The 19290-nt window shown below is 47.4% G+C and carries 22 protein-coding genes; 13 read left to right on the forward strand and 9 right to left on the reverse strand.

From position 1 onward, the window contains the following. Positions 1-128 precede the first annotated feature (128 nt). Positions 129-1730: a glycoside hydrolase family 43 protein gene (locus R5H20_RS04675; protein WP_006639882.1), complete on the forward strand. Its 1602-nt coding sequence runs from the start codon at positions 129-131 to the stop codon at positions 1728-1730. Next, positions 1714-3267 (forward strand): glycoside hydrolase family 43 protein, encoded by a 1554-nt coding sequence (locus tag R5H20_RS04680; protein WP_006639881.1) that lies wholly within the window; start codon positions 1714-1716, stop codon positions 3265-3267. Before R5H20_RS04675 ends, R5H20_RS04680 begins: the two co-directional genes overlap by 17 nt. On the opposite strand, the gene R5H20_RS04685 is transcribed toward R5H20_RS04680, so the two are convergent. Further along, positions 3264-4109: an AraC family transcriptional regulator gene (locus R5H20_RS04685; protein ID WP_006639880.1), complete on the reverse strand. Its 846-nt coding sequence runs from the start codon at positions 4107-4109 to the stop codon at positions 3264-3266. The two genes, R5H20_RS04680 and R5H20_RS04685, sit on opposite strands and share 4 nt — an antisense overlap. A gap of 54 nt (positions 4110-4163) precedes the next feature. On the opposite strand from R5H20_RS04685, the gene R5H20_RS04690 reads away from it, so the two are divergent. Continuing rightward, positions 4164-5639: an extracellular solute-binding protein gene (locus R5H20_RS04690; RefSeq protein WP_006639879.1), complete on the forward strand. Its 1476-nt coding sequence runs from the start codon at positions 4164-4166 to the stop codon at positions 5637-5639. A 48-nt stretch (positions 5640-5687) separates the two neighbouring features. Here R5H20_RS04690 and R5H20_RS04695 read toward each other — a convergent pair whose 3' ends face one another. Together R5H20_RS04695 and R5H20_RS04700 are read right to left on the reverse strand one after the other, a co-directional pair. After that, entirely contained in the window at positions 5688-6302 is a 615-nt protein-coding gene (locus tag R5H20_RS04695) for a TetR/AcrR family transcriptional regulator (RefSeq protein ID WP_006639878.1), read from the reverse strand. After that, the gene (locus tag R5H20_RS04700; RefSeq protein ID WP_006639877.1) at positions 6256-7524 is read right to left on the reverse strand and encodes an MFS transporter; all 1269 of its coding nucleotides are present in this window, start codon (positions 7522-7524) and stop codon (positions 6256-6258) included. Before R5H20_RS04700 ends, R5H20_RS04695 begins: the two co-directional genes overlap by 47 nt. Positions 7525-7680: 156 nt before the next feature. On the opposite strand from R5H20_RS04700, the gene R5H20_RS04705 reads away from it, so the two are divergent. From R5H20_RS04705 to R5H20_RS04730, 6 genes are all read left to right on the forward strand, one after another. Further along, positions 7681-8259, forward strand: a complete 579-nt coding sequence (locus tag R5H20_RS04705; RefSeq protein ID WP_006639876.1) for an NAD(P)H-dependent oxidoreductase — start codon at positions 7681-7683, stop codon at positions 8257-8259. An 11-nt stretch (positions 8260-8270) separates the two neighbouring features. Next, a complete protein-coding gene (locus tag R5H20_RS04710) occupies positions 8271-8891 on the forward strand; it encodes an NUDIX hydrolase (protein ID WP_006639875.1) in 621 nt (206 codons plus the stop codon). Positions 8892-8900: 9 nt separating this feature from the next. Then, positions 8901-9437 carry a YfiT family bacillithiol transferase gene (locus tag R5H20_RS04715; RefSeq protein WP_029418769.1) on the forward strand — a complete coding sequence of 179 codons (537 nt, stop codon included), beginning with the start codon at positions 8901-8903 and terminating at the stop codon, positions 9435-9437. 210 nt (positions 9438-9647) lie between these two features. After that, positions 9648-12188 (forward strand): bifunctional lysylphosphatidylglycerol flippase/synthetase MprF, encoded by a 2541-nt coding sequence (mprF, locus tag R5H20_RS04720; RefSeq protein ID WP_006639873.1) that lies wholly within the window; start codon positions 9648-9650, stop codon positions 12186-12188. 149 nt (positions 12189-12337) lie between these two features. Then, positions 12338-13237, forward strand: coding sequence for a PhzF family phenazine biosynthesis isomerase (locus R5H20_RS04725; protein ID WP_006639872.1), 900 nt, complete (start codon positions 12338-12340; stop codon positions 13235-13237). 118 nt (positions 13238-13355) lie between these two features. Beyond that, complete coding sequence (locus tag R5H20_RS04730) at positions 13356-13940, forward strand: nitroreductase family protein (protein WP_006639871.1); 585 nt, start codon at positions 13356-13358, stop codon at positions 13938-13940. Positions 13941-13974: 34 nt separating this feature from the next. Here the strand turns inward: R5H20_RS04730 and R5H20_RS04735 are convergent, their stop codons facing one another. The 4 genes from R5H20_RS04735 to R5H20_RS04750 form a co-directional block, all read right to left on the reverse strand. Further along, on the reverse strand, positions 13975-14169 hold the full coding sequence (locus tag R5H20_RS04735; RefSeq protein WP_006639870.1) for a YfhD family protein: 195 nt from the start codon (positions 14167-14169) through the stop codon (positions 13975-13977). A 70-nt stretch (positions 14170-14239) separates the two neighbouring features. Beyond that, positions 14240-14353, reverse strand: a complete 114-nt coding sequence (locus tag R5H20_RS04740) for a YfhE family protein (RefSeq protein WP_006639869.1) — start codon at positions 14351-14353, stop codon at positions 14240-14242. Positions 14354-14418: 65 nt separating this feature from the next. Next, on the reverse strand, positions 14419-14958 hold the full coding sequence (locus tag R5H20_RS04745) for a GNAT family N-acetyltransferase (protein WP_006639868.1): 540 nt from the start codon (positions 14956-14958) through the stop codon (positions 14419-14421). 251 nt (positions 14959-15209) lie between these two features. Then, complete coding sequence (locus R5H20_RS04750) at positions 15210-16109, reverse strand: TIGR01777 family oxidoreductase (RefSeq protein ID WP_006639867.1); 900 nt, start codon at positions 16107-16109, stop codon at positions 15210-15212. Positions 16110-16178: 69 nt separating this feature from the next. Here R5H20_RS04750 and recX point away from each other — a divergent pair, with 69 nt between their 5' ends. Both recX and R5H20_RS04760 read left to right on the forward strand, forming a co-directional pair. Then, entirely contained in the window at positions 16179-16970 is a 792-nt protein-coding gene (gene recX, locus R5H20_RS04755; RefSeq protein WP_006639866.1) for a recombination regulator RecX, read from the forward strand. Positions 16971-16974: 4 nt separating this feature from the next. After that, positions 16975-17289, forward strand: coding sequence for a YfhH family protein (locus tag R5H20_RS04760; protein ID WP_006639865.1), 315 nt, complete (start codon positions 16975-16977; stop codon positions 17287-17289). A 30-nt stretch (positions 17290-17319) separates the two neighbouring features. Here the strand turns inward: R5H20_RS04760 and R5H20_RS04765 are convergent, their stop codons facing one another. Then, entirely contained in the window at positions 17320-17490 is a 171-nt protein-coding gene (locus R5H20_RS04765) for a YpzG family protein (protein WP_006639864.1), read from the reverse strand. A gap of 25 nt (positions 17491-17515) precedes the next feature. Next, positions 17516-17665 carry a small, acid-soluble spore protein K gene (locus tag R5H20_RS04770; protein ID WP_006639863.1) on the reverse strand — a complete coding sequence of 50 codons (150 nt, stop codon included), beginning with the start codon at positions 17663-17665 and terminating at the stop codon, positions 17516-17518. 130 nt (positions 17666-17795) lie between these two features. Between R5H20_RS04770 and R5H20_RS04775 the strand changes: the two genes are divergently transcribed. Together R5H20_RS04775 and R5H20_RS04780 are read left to right on the forward strand one after the other, a co-directional pair. Then, positions 17796-18065, forward strand: coding sequence for a YfhJ family protein (locus tag R5H20_RS04775; protein ID WP_006639862.1), 270 nt, complete (start codon positions 17796-17798; stop codon positions 18063-18065). A 38-nt stretch (positions 18066-18103) separates the two neighbouring features. Then, a complete protein-coding gene (locus R5H20_RS04780) occupies positions 18104-19213 on the forward strand; it encodes an NAD(P)/FAD-dependent oxidoreductase (protein WP_006639861.1) in 1110 nt (369 codons plus the stop codon). The last annotated feature ends 77 nt before the right edge of the window (positions 19214-19290 follow it).

The following is a 19290-nucleotide window of genomic DNA, read 5'->3' on the forward strand; positions in this document are numbered from 1 at the left end:
ATCAAAAAACAAATAAAGCAAAGAATGTGGAAAAACAGACATCAATAACAAAGATTCATAGTCGAAAGCTGTGCTAACATAAATTTACCAAATGCTTTTATTTGGAAAAATAAAAGGGGTGAGGATTGGTGGCAAAGCATTTGACTGGGAAATTGAAGTATTCGGCCGTCTGGAATCCCAATCTCGGAAACGGGCGGTTTCGTAATCCCGTTCTTTTTATGGATTATTCAGATCCTGATGTCGTGCGGAAAGGCAGCGATTTTTTTATGGCGGCTTCAAGTTTTTCTTGTTTTCCCGGCATTCCGATTTTGCATTCTTCCGATTTGGTGAATTGGACCATCATCGGCCATGTATTTGATCGACTCCCTTTTGAAGATTATGAAGCACCGGCTCACGGAAAGGGGGCATGGGCGCCGAGCATTCGCTACCATGGCGGCGTGTTTTGGGTATACTTCGCCACTCCTGATGAAGGAATTTTCATGAGCAAGACAAGGGATCCGTTCTGCGGCTGGGAGCCTTTGGTTCATGTGAAAAAAACAAAGGGCTGGATTGATCCTTGCCCATTTTGGGACGATGATGGCCAAGCGTACTTGATACACGCCTATGCAAACAGCCGGATCGGGATTAAAAGCAAGCTCAACCTGTGCAGAATGAAAGAAGACGGGACGGCTTTGGAGGACGATGGTGAAATCGTATTTGACGGGACATTGAACCACCCTACGATCGAGGGGCCGAAGCTTTATAAGCGGAACGGCTATTATTATATTTTTGCTCCGGCGGGGGGCGTGAAGGAAGGATGGCAGACGGTTCTCCGCAGCAGAACGATCTACGGTCCGTATAAAGACCGGATTGTCCTCCATCAAGGGAACTCAGCCATAAACGGACCGCATCAGGGAGGCTTGGTCGAACTTGATACCGGGGAATCGTGGTTTCTCCATTTTCAAGATCGCGCTGCATTCGGCAGGGTCGTTCACCTCCAGCCTGTACGCTGGGAAGACGGCTGGCCGAAAATGGGAGAAGACAGCAACAAAGACGGGATCGGCGAGCCGGTTTTAGAATGGCAGAAACCGAAGATGAAAAGCGGAGACGTGACAGAGCCCGCCAGTCAAACGAGCGATGATTTTACGTCAGAAAATCTCTCCCTTCAGTGGCAATGGCAGGCCAACCCGAAAGAGGAATGGTATTCTCTCCAAGCCAGGCCGGGGCATCTTCGTCTGTACAGCCGCCATTCCCCTGACCGTTTTAAACTGGGCGGCATGCCGAACCTCGTCATGCAGAAATTTCCGGGACCGGGCTTTACGGCGACGGTCAAGCTGACATTATATGCTTTATCAGAAACAATCCGCGCCGGGCTTGCCGTGATGGGAAAAGAGTATGCTTATCTCGGTCTTTCAAAGTCCGAAAATGAAGGGCATGTCATCGCATTTTATAAAGGCAGCATCGAAGACGCCGGGAACGAGGATATCAAAACAGAGGAGCACCCGGTTTCCGATGGGATGGTGTATCTTCGCGTACAGGTTGATGAAAAAGCGGTATGCCGTTTCAGCTACAGCCAGGATCATCATCATTTCACAGCGATGGGAGATGTGTTTCAGGCCGTTCCGGGGATATGGATTGGTGCCAAAGTGGGAATGTACTGTGCGGATGCAGGAACAGACGGGCCTGATGGCAGCTATTGCGATTTCGATTGGTTTATCGTCAGTCAGGAGGGGGATGGCCGCTTTGACTAAAAAGACATATGCGAATCCCGTGTTGACGGGTTTTCATCCCGATCCGTCCATCATCAGGGTCGATGAAGACTATTATATGGTGAATTCAACCTTTCAATATTTTCCGGCGATCGTTATTTCACATTCAAAGGATTTGGTCAATTGGAAAATCATTGGTCACGGCATCACCGAAAATGACGGCCTGGACCTGTCTGGGATCAAAGATTCCCACGGCATTTGGGCGCCGGATATCTCTTATCATGATGGAATGTTCTACATTTTCGCGACCCACAGATTGAACGGACCGACCGTGATCAACGGCAAAAAGCTGATCCGCAGGCAGATCATGATGAAGTCAAACCGTCCTGAGGGGCCTTATTCAAAACCGGTGTTCATCGATGAAGGCAGCGGCATCGATCCTTCCCATTTTGTCGATGATGATGGACGACATTATATGCTCCTTAGTCCCGGATGTACGCTTTTTCCTTTAAATGATGAATGCACAGAGATCATCGGCGAGCCGGCGCTGATTTGGGAAGGAACGGGCCGAAGAGCTCCGGAAGGTCCGCACCTTCTCCGGACCAATGGGTATTATTACGCCATTCTGGCCGAGGGGGGCACAGGCTACTCCCACTCCATCACGACCGCCCGTTCCAAGCAATTGTACGGTCCATATGAGCCGTGTCCGTATAATCCGATTTTAACGCAATCAGATCCTGAGGCCCCGATACAGAGAGCCGGACATGGCAAGCTTGTCAAAACGCAAAACGGCGAATGGCGGGCGGTGTACCTTTGCGGCCGGCCGAATCAAGGAAGATTCACGACTCTTGGCAGAGAAACAGCCTTGGATCCTGTTCAATGGAAGGATGATGGCTGGTTTGTCATCAATAATCTGAACGGGCCAAGCATCGTCCAAACGGCGCCGAATCTGCCGGAGACCCGGTGGGAAGAAAAGACTTTTGACGATTTTCTTGATGATTCGCTTGATGTCCAGTGGCAGTTTGTCAGAAATCCGGATCATTCCGGCTGGTCTTTAACGGAAAAGCCCGGCTTTCTCAGGCTGTGGACGGGCGACGCTGATTTGCACGAGATCCAGGCGAAAAATACAATCGTCAGAAGAGAAAAACACCACCAATACAGCGCGGTGCTGAAGCTCCATTTTACGCCTTCGGAATACGGTGAGCAGGCAGGGCTTACCTGCTATTACAGCACGAACAATTATTTGAAATGCTGCCTGATCTATGAAGACCGGTTAAAAGTCAAGGTGATGGAGAACCGCAACGGCGTGCAGAAAACGCTTGGTGAAAAAAACGCAAAGGAAGGGCCGATTTATTTAAAAGCGGTCATCAATAAACAGGCAAGGGATTTTTATTACAGCTATGAAGAAAAGCATTGGTACCATGCGGGCGGTACGAAAGACGCCAGCTTTTTAAGCGATGAAGGCTCCCGCGACGAAAAAGGCCATACGGGAACGATGGTCGGGATATACGCAAACAACGGCGGCAGCAAGAAAAAGCTTGCCGCTGATTTTGACTGGTTCCGCTATACGCCTTTTTAAGCATCCCTGCTTTTTTTCCGGTATTGAAGCGGCGGGATGCCGACGATGTCTTTAAAGACTTTATTGAAGTGGCTGATATGATTAAAACCGGCTTGCCCGGCGATGTTCAAAATTTTTTCGTCTGTATCACGAAGGTATTTTTTGGCCTCCCGGATTCTGATGTGACGGAGGTATTCATGAAGATGAAAGCCTGTTACCTTTTTAAACACTCTGCTTAAATAGGATGGACTGATGTAAAACCGCTCTGCCAATCCGTTCAGCGTGATTGTCTCATGATAGTGATCGTGGATGTATGAGGCGATTTCCGATATTTTTTCGTTCATTGGATGGAGCTGCTTCACCTCGGTTTGGCCGCCGTTTTTCAGGGCCCGGTAAATGTTAAAAAGCAGCTGAAACAACAGGGCCCTGACAACATCCTCATACCCTTCTTTTTTGAGACTGCACTCCTTCTTCATCTCCAATAACAGCTGCTCAACAGCTGTTTGCTCCCGCAGCGGATAAGAGATGAAGTTGGTGTGTGCCGGAAACGGAAGAAGCGGATAACGGCTGCATGCGAGAAGGGGCTTGATAAAATCATGAGAAAAATTGATCAATATACGTTCAAATTCCTGAACCTCCGAGCTTGAGGTTCTGTGCAAGTCATGGGGGTTGATGATGATCATGCTGCCTTTTTCAGCAGTGTATACATGTTGATTGATAAAGTAGGTTCGTTCTCCGTTCAGCAAATAATACAGTTCATAGCCTTCATGGCCATGCGGTGCGTTCATCTCGGTAAATCCTTTCCTTTGCATATACTGAATCGAAAAAGAATGCTCGGCTATATAATATTTCGGGTGATGCATGACGGGCATTTCTCCTTTTTGAAAACGTTGTCTTTTTAGAAACGGAGGGGTAGCATGAAAAGGTTATTTTGTTTGGTATTGGTGTTCGTCTTATCGGCCGGCTGCGCCCATGATCAAAAAGCGGCAAATGAAGAGGAATCGGTGCTTCAGCTTGACTGGCTTGTTCCGCTTCATACCCCGCAGCCGCCGACAGGCAAAGCGCTGGCCGTCATTGAAGAAAAAACGAAGACAAAGCTTGACCTCATGTGGGTTCCTGATTCAACAAAGGAAGAACGGATCAATACTGCGCTTGCCGGCAGCAACATGCCCAAAATCATCACCCTGCCTGACCTTGAGGATTCGGCTGTCATCAGCGCTTTGCGCTCGGGGATGTTTTGGGAAATCGGTCCGTATTTGAAAGACTATCCGAATTTAAAAAAAATGGATAAAACCATTTTAAAAAATATCTCGATCGATGGCAAAGTGTACGGGATTTATCGTGAAAGACCTTTGGCCAGGCAGGGCGTTGTGATCCGGAAAGACTGGCTTGACAACCTCGGATTAAAAATGCCCGAGACTGTGGAAGATCTCTACGACATAGCCAAAGCTTTTACAGAGCAGGATCCTGATCAAAATGGAAAAGACGATACGATCGGTCTTGCCGATCGTCATGATTTGACATTCGGGGCGTTCAAAACGCTCGCATCGTACTTCGGCGCACCGAACGAGTGGGGTGTGGATAAAAACGGGAGGTTGTATCCCGATTTTAAGAGCGGCGCTTATCAGGAGACGATGACATATATGAGAAGGCTTTATAAGGCCGGGCTGATGAACGGGGATTTTGCGGTGACCGGCAAAACGCAGCAGCAGGAACTGGTGATCCAAGGAAAAGCGGGGATCTACATTGGAGCGATGAGCGATGCGATGAATTTGCGGGATCAGGGTAAAAGTCTGAACGCCGGGCTTGAGCTTGATATCACAAACCGCATCAAAGGCCCTGACGGACAGGAGCACACATGGGCGCTCGGCGGCCATGGCGGCATGTTTGCCATTTCAAAATCAACCGTCAAGTCTGAAGGGGAGCCTAAAAAGATCCTTGCCTTTTTTGACCGGATCGCTGAGGAGGACCTTAACCATTTAATGGTATACGGCATTGAAGGCGTACACTATGAAAAGAAGGGAAATCAGCAATATATTCGAAAACGAGAAAACTATCGTGTATGGGAGGCGGACATTCAGCCGCTCCAGCAGCTTATCGGCATCAATAAGCATGCTTTGAAGAGCGCTGAAGACCCGCTGCGCGCCAAACATGAACAACTGGAAAAGGACAACCGCGCAATCGCCGTCCTCAATCCGGCCGAACCGCTTCATTCCGATACACAGACGGACAGGGGAACAGAATTAAAAAAGATCATCGATGATGCGACATTTCAATTTATTCTCGGAGAAATCGATGAACAGGGCTTTACTGAAGCCGTGGAGAAATGGGAGCGCCAAGGCGGAATGGAGATCATCAAAGAATTAAATACAGCCGCCACAAAGATAAATTAAAATCTGAAAAACCCTTCCTCATCTGACGGAAAGGGTTTTTTCAAGGGCTCATTGGACTTGGAGAACATGCCTCAGGTAGAGTTTTAAAGCTTCAATTTGCCCCGGTGTGTCTGCTTCCGTTTTTCCTAAATAAATGGTCTGCATCACAATGGTGTCATTCATGGCGATGAAAAATTTTGTGATTGTGTCAGGCGGCTGCAGCAGATTGAATTCTCCGCTGTCCGCCCCTTTTTTCAAAAGCTCAGTAAAATGGGCGGTAAATGTTTCATATCTTTTCATCAGATACGTTTTCCGTTCTTTGTTCCGCCAGCTTGTAAAGAAATATTCAAACTGCACGGGGGCGAATGATTCCGCTATGTCATCAAGCCCCTTTTTTACATCATCGAGATAGGAGAGTATGATCTTCCATACACTTTTTTCCGAATGTCCGCGTTCTTTTAAATAGGTTAAAAAATCATCCAGATGTTCTTCAATGATGTCTTTGAACATATCTTCTGTGTTTGAAAAATAAAGGTACACGCCCCCACGGCTGAAGCCGGATTCCTCAACAACATCTTTCATTGTTGTCATCTCAAAGCCTTTTCGCTTAAAGACTCGTTCAGCAGCTTTCAAAATGTCAGTCTTCCGTTTGTCTTTCTGTTCCTTCGTGAGTTTCGGTGACAATGGATGCCCCCCTTTCTTTGGACCATATCATAATGGCTGCTCCAAAAGCCGTCAGCAGACTTCCGGAAAGGATAAATGCGCTCTTGACGCCGGCCCATTGTGCGAGAAGTCCGCCGCCGGCCATTCCCGCTACAGAGCCCAAAGTGGTCAAGCTTTGAACGGTTCCAAAAACGCGCCCAATGTACGCTGAATCAACCGTTTGCTGTGTGAGAATATGAAAGGGGATGTAAACGAGTGTAAATCCGGCCCCTCCGATCAAAAAAACAATAGGAAATAAAATGTACAGCCATTCCTCAGTCCGGCCTGTGATCAATGGCGCGCTTCCGATCGAAATCCCGAGTAGCATGGAACCAGTAATAAAGCAGCTTAAAAACGATCGAATTGTGATTTTCCCGAGTAAGGCGGTCATTGACAGCATCCCTGTTCCGCTTGCAGCCATGCAAAACCCGAGCAGTTCGGCCGGCGCTCCGGGCAGCTCTCTGATCAGAACGGCAATCTGTGAATCTGCCATTTGCAGCACCAAAATGACAAAAAAGGAAACGGCCAAGCCTGTCAAAAGCAAGCTGTTTTTCTGAATAAGAACAAGACCTTGTGTAAAACCCGCAAGCATCCGGACGCGGGGCTTCCCCTCGGCATCAATTCGTTCAAAAAAGCGGTCTTTTGGCAAAGCTGACAATAAAAGCCCGGAAAAAAGAAACAGCGCCGCATTGAAATAAAAGGATAAATCGATGCCGAAGGCCGCGATTAATCCCCCGCCTAAAGCAGGCCCTAATATTTTGCTGCCTTGATCAACCATTCCGCTGACGGAAACGGCTTGCTGCATATTTGGACCGGGGATGATTTCTTTTAATTTACCATTTTTGGCTGGGGTGAAAAAAGCGGAGCATGAGCTAAGGAGTAATAATAAAACGTAAATGTGCCAAATGGACCCGGCAAATAACATCATAAAAGCTATGCAGGAACGACCGATTTCAGAGATCATCATGATCGTTTTTCGGTTATAGCGGTCAGCCAGCACGCCTGCCAACGGCCCGATTCCAATTGCGGGAACAGCAAAGCATATCATTAAAGCGGACATTTCCAAAGAAGAGGCATGAAACTGAAATCCGGCTAAACTTAAAACCGCCAGCAGCTGAATCCAATCGGCAAAGTTGGAAAGAATTTGCGAGCCGATAAGAATATTAAAAGGTTTGTTCAGCCCCAGCCTGTTTTCAACGCTCATAGTTCCTCCTTTTAAAACGACACATGTGTCGTTTTTATTTTTATTTTACCAAAACATCTTTTGGAATCAAAGCTTAATTTCTTTAAAACATGTAAAATAAACAATATAATTCCACCAGGTGGTTCTTTTCAAATAATCTAGAGAGGAGAAGCGAACATGCAGGTTGCCGTCATATACGCACACCCCGATCCAAACAGTTTTAACGGTGCGATTCTTAAACGGGTCGTACAGGCGCTTGAGGATGGAAAGCATTCTTATACTGTCATCGATTTATACAAAGAACAGTTTAATCCTGTTCTCGTATTCAATGAAAAGAAAAGGCGGTCAGATTTAAAGAACGACCCTGAAACAGCGAAATACCGGAGCATCATAAAAAACGCTGATCACCTCATTTTGATTTATCCGTTGTGGTGGGGTGGAATGCCGGCGATTTTAAAAGGTTTCATTGACCGGGTATTTGTCGCAGGTGAAGCTTATACTTATCAAGGAAAGCTGCCGAAAGGGCTCTTGAAGGCGCGCTCGGCTTCCGTCTATTACACGGCTGACGCTCCAGGCTGGTATTTGCGGTTTTGGAGGCGGGACGCAGACTGGATTACGGTCAAAGACAACATCTTGAAGTTTTGCGGCGTCCGGCAAGTCAAACGGTTCTTATTGCCGGAAGTGAAAGACAGCACAGCGGAAAAACGGAAAAAATGGCTTGACCGCGTATATCATTCGGCATCTTTTATATCGTGAGGGGGATGATGATGGAAAAGAAGATGAAATGGCTGGACTGGGCGAAGGAAATCCAGGCGCTCGCCCAAGCCGGGCTCGCCTATACAAAAGATGAATTTGACAAGGAGCGTTTTATTCGGCTTCGCGAGATCAGCTGTGAAATGGTCGCTGAATACGCAGAAACCGATTTTTTGAAAGTGAAACAACTTTTTGCTGATGAATCGGGTTATCAAACGCCGAAAGTGGATGTCCGCGCCGTCATTTTTAAAGACGGCGGGCTCCTTCTCGTTCAGGAAAAAGCAGACGGCAAATGGGCTCTGCCGGGCGGCTGGGCTGATATCGGGCTTACCCCGAAAGAAATTGCCGTCAAGGAAGCATTCGAAGAAACAGGCTTTAAAGTTGAAGCGAAAAGACTGTTGGCGGTCATGGATAAAAAGCGCCACAATCATCCCCCGTCCGCCTATCATGTCTATAAAATGTTTATCGCCTGTGATATTGTTGGAGGAAAGGCAGCCGCCGGAACCGAAACGAAAAACGTTGATTTTTTCTCACTGGAGAACCTGCCTGAATTATCAGAGGCGAGAAATACATACGAACAGATTGCGTTTCTTTTTCAGGAGACAAACGCTTCCCATCCGGCGTACTGTGATTAAAAGGGGGAAATCAAACTGGAACAGTTCAAATATCCGATCGGGGCATTCACCGCTCCGCAGAAAACGGACGAGCACGAGCGCGCGGCATTGATCGAAGCGCTGAGACAGGCGCCTGCTTTGCTGAAAGAAGCCGTTCAAGGATTGAATGATCAACAACTGGACACGCCGTACCGGAAAGGGGGGTGGACGGTTCGCCAGGTCGTCTCCCACCTGGCCGACAGCCATTTGAACGGCTATATTCGCTGTAAACTGGCATTGACGGAAGATGTGCCGCTGATTCGAACGTTTGATGAGCAAAACTGGGCGGGGCTGACCGACTCCCTCACATTTGCCCCCAATTTGTCAATTGAGCTTTTGGAATCGCTGCACAATCGCTGGGCCGCTCTTTTTGAAGCATTGCAAGAAGCGGATTACCAGAAAGCGTATCTTCATCCAGACAGCCGGGAAGAAATCAGCCTTCATCATGCGCTTTCCCTCTATGTTTGGCATTCGAAGCACCACATTGCCCATATCACGTCGCTCAGGGAAAGAATGGGCTGGGCCTGAAGCAAAACGCGCGCTTTGCGCGTTTTTTTATTGCCGATGGTTGTCTGATTTCAGCTATGATGGTTAAAACTGTGAAAGAATCGGCAGCCGTTTGGTATATCGCTTTTTTTAGCGGATGTTTTAAAGTAATATGGTTGAGGGTAATCAATTGATCCAATTACCTGGAAACCGCCGTGTTTACGGCACGTACATATGAAAGAAGAGGTTTTTATGAAAAAAAGTGCGCTGTCAGTCTTGAGAATTATATTTCCGGTCGCCGTTCTGCTGCTGGTCATTTACCAGGCAAAACAAGAACTGTCCGGTCTATCTTTTAAAGAAACTATGCTGATTATAAACGATGTAGAAAGAAGCAGCCTGTTTATCTTGATCTTTATCGGCTTCATTGCCATTTTGGCCATGTCTTTATACGATTTTGTTCTTGTCCGTTCCCTCGGGATGAGGATTTCCAAATGGAAAACGGTCAAGATTTCATGGATCGCCAATTCTTTTAACAATGTTCTCGGATTCGGCGGCCTGTCAGGCGCAGGTTTACGAACGATCCTTTATAAAGAGCATGTCAGCGATGTCAAACGGCTGATTAAGGGTATCGCGTCACTGGCAACTTCCGTTCTTCTCGGCCTGTCCGTTCTCAGCATTTTCGTCCTGATCAAGCTGATTTCTCCGGGGAATCTGCTTGTTGAAAAGACGTGGCTCTTTCTGAGCGTCATCGGAATGGCGCTGATCGTCCCCGTTCTGATCATCCTTTTCTTGATCAGAAGAAGAAACATGGCTGGGATGAGACCGTCCGTCTTTTTTTCATATTTAGGGGCATCTGTCGTTGAATGGATCGCGGCGGGGATTGTCATGTATTTTTCCCTTGTGACCTTGGGAGTCGAACTGGACGCAAGAATCGTGCTGGGCGTCTTTACGATCGCTTCCGTCGCCGGTATGATCAGCCTCGTCCCCGGCGGATTCGGTTCGTTTGATTTGCTTTTTTTAGTCGGACTGAATCAATTTGGCGTCGATAGTGAAATCACGCTGACGGCCATCGTTCTTTACAGGCTCGCGTATTCATTTATTCCATTTGGAATCGGCCTGATTTTGGCGGCTGTTGACATGACGGGGAATACGATGAAAAAGCTTGAAGAAAAGCCGATTATTGCCCCTGCAATTGAAACGACCAACATTCTGCTCATTTTACACAGAGCGTTGCTGCTCCGTTTGCTGAATGGCTCGCTTGCTATTATTTCATTTTGCTGCGGAGCGGTAGTCCTTGCGTCGGCTGCGCTGCCGATTGACAGAAGCATGCTCATACCAGACCTTTCCCGCCATGCGCTGACGGTGTTGAACGGCCTGTCTATCAGCTTTGGTTTAATCCTGCTGATCGTTCCGCTGGAGCTTTATAAGCGGACAAGGCGTTCCTTGTATATGACGCTGACCGCTTTGGCGTTTGCTTTTGTGTTCAGTTTTTTTAAAGGTTTTAATATCAGCGCGGTATTTATCATTCCTCTCGTGTTCATCCTGTTCATTTTGCTGCGCGGGCAATTTACGAGAGAGCGGGCTGTCTACTCATTTGCACAAATGGCATGGGCGGGGTTTATCTATCTTTTCGCCCTTTTAAACTACAATATCATTGCCTCCGTTATCTGGGAGAGGCTTGGACATGTTCTTGTAAAGGAATATTACATCCACAGTGAACAGCATGTTAATTATACGACAATGTTTGCTTTAATTTTTGTACCGGTGTTTTGCGTCATTTTTATTTGGCAGTTCAACAGAAAGGTAAAGCCGATCGGCGAAGAGCCCGATTTTGCAAAGCTGGAGCAATTTTTAAACGAAAAGGGCGGGAACGCTTTAAGCCATTTAGGCTTCCTGGGAGATAAGCGGTTTTTCTATTCCAGCGACGGCAATGCGCTGATTCAATTCGCCAAAATCGGCCAGCGTCTCGTCGTTCTCGGTGATCCGTCAGGCCAAAAAGAATCCTTTCCGCTCATTTTAAAAGAATTTCTTCATTTGGCTGATCAAAAAGGGTATCTCGTCACCTTCTATCAGATTGAGCGGGAGGATATGGGGCTCTATCATGATTTCGGCTACCGCTTCTTTAAGCTTGGAGAAGAAGCGATTGTCGATCTCAATTCGTTCACGATTAAAGGGAAAAAGCGGGCCGGATTAAGGGCGATCTACAATCGTTTTGAGCGGGAAGGGTATACGTTTCATGTCGAACAGCCGCCGTTTTCCCATGAATTTCTCCAGCAACTGAAAGACATATCTGATGAGTGGCTCGGACGAAAAAAGGAAAAAGGCTTTTCACTCGGATATTTTAAGGAAGAATATTTGCAGAAGGCGCCGATCGCCGTATTGAAAGATAAGGAAGGCGAAATCGTCGCTTTTATGAATATCATGCCGATGTACCAGGAAGGCGAGATTTCTATCGATTTGATGCGCTATTCGCAAGACGCCCCGAAGGGCATTATGGATGCGCTGTTTATTCATCTGTTTCAATGGGGCAAAGAACAGGGCTATACCGCGTTTAATATGGGGATGGCCCCGCTCTCAAACGTCGGCACGTCCTTTCAGTCATTTTGGACGGAGCGGCTCGCCGCCGTGATTTTTAACAATGTCAGATATATGTACAGTTTCAGCGGCCTGCGCTCTTTCAAAGAAAAATACAAACCGGTTTGGCGCGGAAAGTATTTGGCCTACAGAAAAAACAGATCCCTTCCGGCCACGATGTTTCTCGTGACGAGGCTGATCGGGAGAAGGACGAAGTGACGACTGGTTTTGATTAGCGGTATAGACCAACGAAAAAGCTGTCTCTCATGCATAGAAGACAGCTTTTTTCGTTCGGCTGCCGGATTCGATTCAAAAATCAAAATATTCCGCTTATAATAAACAGGAAGCCAGATACCAGGGGGATCCATATGAAACAAGTCGAAGTTCTCAGATATGATGCATTTTCCAAAGCCGCGGATAAAGGAAATCCGGCGGGGATCGTGCTTGAAGGAAGCCATTTGACTGATGAAGAGATGCAGAAGATTGCCGAAAAAGCAGGATATAACGAAACGTCTTTTTTACTGTCAAGCCAGTCGGCTGACATTCGCATCCGTTATTTTACGCCAGGGCATGAAATGAATTTATGCGGCCATGCGACCGTGGCCTCTCTTTATGCGCTTTATGAGAAAGGCGAGGTCGGAGCAGGCGAGGAGCTGAAGATTGAGACAAAGGCGGGAAATCTCACAGTTAAAACGGATTATTCTGAGGAAGAACAGCGTTTTTTTATGACATTGGAGCAGGCTCCGCCGGAATTTCGCCCATTTACCGGAGACCGGGCAAAATTGGCCGGAGCCCTTGGCATTACTGAAGCTGATTTTCATGATGCTTTGCCGCCAGTATACGGAAGCACAGGAATTTGGACGCTGCTGGTACCTGTGCAAAGCTTGGATGCATGCCGGAAGATGGAGCCGGACAATTCAGAGTTCCCAGCGATTTTGACGGACATACCCAGCGCTTCTGTCCATCCTTTTTCTTTAGAGACGATCCATCAGGACAGCCACCTTCACGGCAGGCATTTCTCTTCGCCATATTCCGGGACAATTGAAGATCCTGTTACAGGAACGGCTTCCGGGGTGATGGGGGCTTATATGAAAATATACGGACAGCCATTTTGTGAAGCGGATCAAAAGGAGTTTCTGATCGAACAGGGGCAGGAAATCGGCAAGGACGGCAGAGTGAAAATCGGAGTTCTCGAAGAAAATGGCCGGATGAAGGTGCTGATGACGGGAACGGCCGTTTTTGCGGAAAAGCGGGTAATCGACATTTAAAATTCCGGCCGCTCAGGATGGAGGGCCTCCGGTTGAACAGGCGGTTTATCATTGAAAACGTGATGATAAACGATTATAATCAACAATGATAATCATTTTCATTTGAGGAGGCGCTTATATGAGCGATACCTTGCAAGCTAAAAAAGGCAGCATTCGTGAAACAGTAAGAAATAGAAGAACGATACGAAAATTCACACATGATCCCGTGCCTAAAGAGCTTGTCCTTGAGCTGCTCGAAGACGCGGTTTATGCGCCCAACCACCGGCTGACCGAGCCGTGGCGGTTTATTTATATCGGTACTGAGAGCGGAAAAAAGAAGCACGCCGACAATTTAGATGCGGTATTGAAGGAAATAAAGCCCAATCGGACGGAAGAACAAATTAAAAAATTCAGGAAGCATATCATGAGTGTCCCGGCGTTTCTTTTTGTCGTTGTAAAAGAAGATGAAAATGAACGGGCCAGAAATGACGATTTCGCAGCTGTCAGCTGTTTGGTCCAAAACCTTCAGCTTCTCGCCTGGGAAAAGGGAATCGGGATGGTATGGAAAAGCGGAGAGATCCTTTATAATCGTAAACTGCAGGAATTAATGGGGCTGAACAGTAATGAACGGTTTGCCGCTCTTTTGCAGATCGGCTATCCGGCGGAAATACCCGAAGCGCAAACAAGGACACCCGCAAAGCAGCTTCTTACGGAGCTTTCTTAAAGAAGAAAGCCCTGCTAACAGGGCTTTCGAAATGCTACTTTGACTGCCGCTCTTTGGCGCGGTTGTCAGCTTCTCTCATGCGGGCTTGAGCTTCAAGATCATCCTGATCGGCAAGCTCTGCAGAATATTCCTCATAAACGCCGTCAGTTTCTTTTTTATACTGATCAGGCACTTGGGGAAGCTTTTGTTTGTTTTTATCCCGGTTTTTGTGGATTGAATTTCTGCCCATTCGAAATCACTCCTCGTCATTAATCAGCCGGTCATCTGTTATTGTTCGCCGATCAGGCTGCCGCTATGCATTATGATTTTTCATTGGCGGCCCGCTTTGCTCTTTTAAATTCCCGCTGATACATGACTTCCTGCGTTTTGGTCAAGGTCGATTTAATTTGGTCACGCTTTTTCTTTTCAGCCATTTTTAAAGCCTCCTAAATATCAGATTTATTCACAGGCTGTCCGTTTTAGAGGCATTTATACCATGTTAGGCTTCTTTCAGCCGGCGGCTTCCGCCTTCAAACGCCCTCAGGCTGTGTAGAATATAGAGATCTTTAGGAATTTCAAATAAATGATAGGCGCCGCTGTCCGCGCGGTTCAGCCTGCCGGAGTCCGTCTGAACCGCGTATGGCAGCTTTTGTGCGGCTTTGAGGGAGCGGGTGTTTGTTTTTCTGATTTTCATGAAAACCGCCTCAATGTTTTGTTCATAAAAGAGCTCACAGAAGAATGCGTTTTTCGCCCGCTGATTGTAGCCTTTTCCGTGATAAGGCTTTCCGAGCCACGTCCCCAAAAACCCCTGCTGTTCCTCTAGTTCATATAAGCTGATGCAGCCGATCGGCTGGTTCCATTCATCAAGAATCGTGCGGGATATCAGTTTACCCTGTTCTTCATCCTCGATGATGTTCTTGACGTGAAACATGTACTCTTCAATGGTCTCCGCCTTATTCCGGACAAAAGGAAAAACCTCAGGGTGTGTCATCAGCTCAAAAAGCGCATGGCAGTCGTTCATTTCACGTTTTTTCAGCATGGGAGCCCCTCCTTCACGCGAGGGCGGCGGTTGATAACTGAAAAAAGTCGCTTGCTCCACCCTCGAAATTTTTTAATATGCGAATCGGCTTGCCTGTACATTAAAAAATTCGGGGTGGGAATCGAACCCACTAAAACCAGAGATCTGGTGGCGCACCATTTGCCTTCCCTATTCATATCAGCTGTAACGAATTGTTCTATATTTTACGCCGTGAAGATCGGAAAAGATACAAGGCGATTGCGGGAAAGTGCTTAAACAAGTAAATCGAGCAGGGCGTCTTCTATCGTTTGATAGCGGAAATGGTAGCCGTTTGAAAGGCTTTTCTCCGGAATGGCCCGCTGTCCTTTCAGGATGAGAAGACTCATTTCGCCAAGAACGGTTTTGAGCGCGAATCCAGGAACATGCAGCCAGTGCGGCCTGTTTTTCACCTTGGCGACCGTTTTTCCGAATGTCTCCATTCGCACGGGATTTGGAGCCGTGACATTGACCGGACCTGACAGATGGCTGTTTTGAATGGCGGATTGAATGATGCCGGCAGCATCATCAATATGAATCCATGACATCCACTGGCGGCCGGAACCGATTCTGCCCCCGGCGAACCATTGATAAGGAAGCGCCATCTTCGAAAGAGCGCCGCCGTCTTTGCCGAGGACTACGCCAAAACGCATGCAGATGGTGCGGATTCCAAGCGCTTCGATTTGCTTTGCTTCTTTTTCCCAGGCGGCCGCCGTCCTGCTTAAAAAATCCCCGTCTGAAACAGACGATGTTTCTGTAAATGTTTTGTCAGCACTCGTCCCGTAAATTCCGACCGCGCTTCCTTGAATATAGACATTCGGCTTTACCTTTTGCTCCTGAATGATGCGGGCGCTCTCTTTCACGGATTGAAGCCTGCTTTGCAAAATGTCCGCCTTCGTTTTTTCGGTCCAGCGCCCGAAAATCGTCGCTCCGGCCAAATTGATCCACACCTCAATCTCAGGCAGCTCTCTTTCCGGCAGGGCGCCGTCATTTTGCCAAAGAACATATGAAATGTTTTTTTGTTCGGTTTCTGCCGGTTTTCTTGATAAAATATAGACGTGATGTCCTCCGGCGGTTAACGCTTTAATCAAATGTTTTCCGATAAAACCAGTTCCGCCGGCAATCGCAATATTCATCATGATCTCTCCCTTTTGGTGATCCTTTACCTTATTGTAAAAAAAGAAAACGAGAGAAGGGAGCTTTTTATGCCGTATATCACTAAAATTTCCGCCCAGAAAAACAATAAAGACCGGGTCAATATTTTTCTGGACGAAAAATACGCGTTCAGCGTCGATATGGATGTTCTCGTCAAGTTCGATCTGCGAAAAGGAAAACTGCTTGATGAGCTTGACGTCATCGAAATCCAGTATGGCGATGATATTAAAAAGGGCTTTAACAAAGCGCTCGATTATCTGTCATACAGGATGCGCTCGACAAAAGAAGTCAAAGACCATCTCAAGAAAAAAGGCGCCGCAGATTCTGCGGTGACAGAAATCATCCATATGCTAAAAAGCCATAAATATTTGGACGATCGGGAATTTGCGGCCGCTTATGTCAGCACCCACCGCAAAACGAGCGGCAAAGGCCCGGACGTCCTATACAAGGAGCTTCAATTAAAAGGAATCGATGAAGACCTGATTCAGGAAGCATTGCGTTCATTTACATTTTCCGAGCAGGTTGCAGCCGCTGTAAAGCACGCCGAAAAACTGCTCAAAAAAGGAAAAAAGCTATCCTCAAGAGAGACAAAACAAGCGATCGAACAGCAGCTCATCCGGAAGGGATTTTCCTTTGAAGCGATCAGTGCGGCTCTTTTGGAAATCGATTATGAAAATGATGACGATTCGGAAAGAGAAGCGCTGGACAAGCAGGGAGAAAAAGCGATGAGGCGCTATCATTACGACGGTTCTTATGAAACGAAAATGAAGGTCAAACAGTTTTTGTTCAGAAAAGGATTTTCGCTTGATATGATCGATCAATATCTAGATGAAAAGGGATGAAAACATGGAGAAAAGATACAGTGACATGACAGCGGCCGAATTGCAAAGGGAGATCGGGAACCTTACCGAAAAGGCGAGAAAGGCGGAACAGATGGGGATCGTTAATGAGCTTGCCGTCCATGAGCGGAAAATCGCGATGGCAAAGGCATACCTGTTAAATCCGGCGGATTTTAATCCAGGCGAAGTATACGAAATTGAAGATGCGGGAGAGGATTTTTATATCCGCTACTTAAACGGCGTTTTTGCCTGGGGGCACCGCGCAGCAACACCTGATGCTGAAGAGGCGCTGCCGATTTCACTATTAAAGGAAAAGGATTAAGGACAAGCTTAACCCTTTTCCTATTGGCGGCTACCTTGTGCGGATGCGCGTATTGCGCTGGAGAATGATCAAGTCCTGGGTCTGCTGCGTTTCTCCGTTGACCTGTGCGCGAGCATGCTTCGTGTTCGCCCATGGCTGCGGATAATTCTGCATTTTCATCTGGTTAAAATCGTTTGTATACGGTTTACGGTTTGCACACAAAGAAACTCACTCCATCCAGAAAAATTTAGCGTTTGCCGGAAGCTCTCATTCTTTCTTGCGGGTGGGTATTTGTGCTTCCGTCAGGGCGCTTTGAAGCAAAATCATCTTTGGCCCGGGGCTCACCTTCAAATTTATTGTTGTTCATGTTCGGAAAGCCTCTTGCTTTATTCCGCATCTTTTTAGGCTCCTCCATTCAAGTCCAAAATGTTTGCGTCTTCGCTTCAGAAGACGTAATGTTAGTATATGAAAAGGATGACGTTTTCAAAAAGAAAGTTTTTTCCTAAGGGAAGGGGGGAATATTCAAGGTGGAAGAACACTTTGAAAAGCTGACAAATGCGCTTCTTGAAAAGAACCATATGCTGAGCTACGCACAGGCGAGAACATGGGTTGAACTGCTATGGGAAGACTTTGAATCGACATTTGCCAAAGCCGGCCATCCATATAGAGGAAAAGAACTGACAGAGCGCGTCGTTTTAGAATGGATTGACCACTATGGCCGCCATCTGCATTTATTCCAGACCGACAAATCTTCTTTTCAAGATTTATTCTCTACAGACAACGGACTGCTGCATTAATGTTTCTTCATCTGAATGTATGAAAGGAATGTGATGAAATGAAAGCAATCGTCATCGGCTCGGGGATTGCCGGCGCAAGCGCCGCATATCATCTCGCGAAAAAAGGAGCGGAAGTATCGATTCTGGATGAAGGACATGAAGGGCAGTCAACCAAAGCGGGGGCAGGAATCATCTGTCCGTGGTTTTCTTCCAGGAGCGAAGAATGGTATCGTCTCGCAAAAGCAGGCGCCGCATATTATCCCTCTCTCGTTTCACAGCTTGAAGGAGATGGGGAAACTGATGTGGGCTACGCGAAAACCGGCGCGCTGCGGGTCAGCGGAGACATTGATGCCCTCGACCGAATTGAAAGAAAATTAAGAGAACAAAAGCGTGAAGCGCCAGAAGCCGGCGACATCGCCCGTTTATCAAACGATGAAGCAAAACGGCTTTTTCCGCCGCTTGCTGAAGGACTTGAAGCGATTTATGTGTCAGGAGCGGCCCGCGCTGACGGCCATCTGCTCCGGAATGCGCTTCTTTCGGCGGCCAAAAAGTGCGGCGCCGTCTTGGTGAACGGTAAAGCAGAGCTCTCTGTTGAACAGGGCGCAGTAAAGGGCGTCACCATAAACGGCCGCCTGATGTCCGCAGACGCGGTGATATTGGCTGGAGGCGCCTGGACGAATCAACTGCTTCAGCCTTTGGGCATCCGGCTTCCTTTGGAGCCCCAGCGCGGCCAGATCGTTCATTTGAAGCTTCAGGGGCATGAGACTGGAAGTTGGCCGGTCATTTTGCCTGATACAGACCACTACATCGTCTCATTTTCCGGTTCGCGGGTTGTGGCAGGAGCGACACGGGAAACCGGCTCCGGATTCGATTACAGGATCACCGCCGGAGGGATGCAGGAAGTGTTGGCTGAAGCCTTGTCCATTGCCCCTGGGCTTCATGGCGCCACCCTGGAAGAAATAAGAGTCGGATTCCGTCCGTTTACAAAGGATTATTTGCCTCTTCTCGGATATATTCCGGGACCTAAAGGTTTGATCGCAGCCACAGGTTTCGGGCCTTCCGGTTTAACGATCGGCCCTTATGCCGGTTCACTCGCCGCTTCTTTGGCGTTTGGGGAAAAGCCGGCACTTGATATGGATCAATATTTTCCAGTAAGACAACTATCATAAAAATGGGAAACTAACCCTTGTTCTTCGCTATTTTTCCTGATGGGATATCATTTTTTGCCACTTGTTCATAGATGTTT

The sequence above is a fragment of the Bacillus sp. KICET-3 genome (genome assembly GCF_033261025.1).
GTDB classification, from domain to species: domain Bacteria; phylum Bacillota; class Bacilli; order Bacillales; family Bacillaceae; genus Bacillus; species Bacillus sonorensis.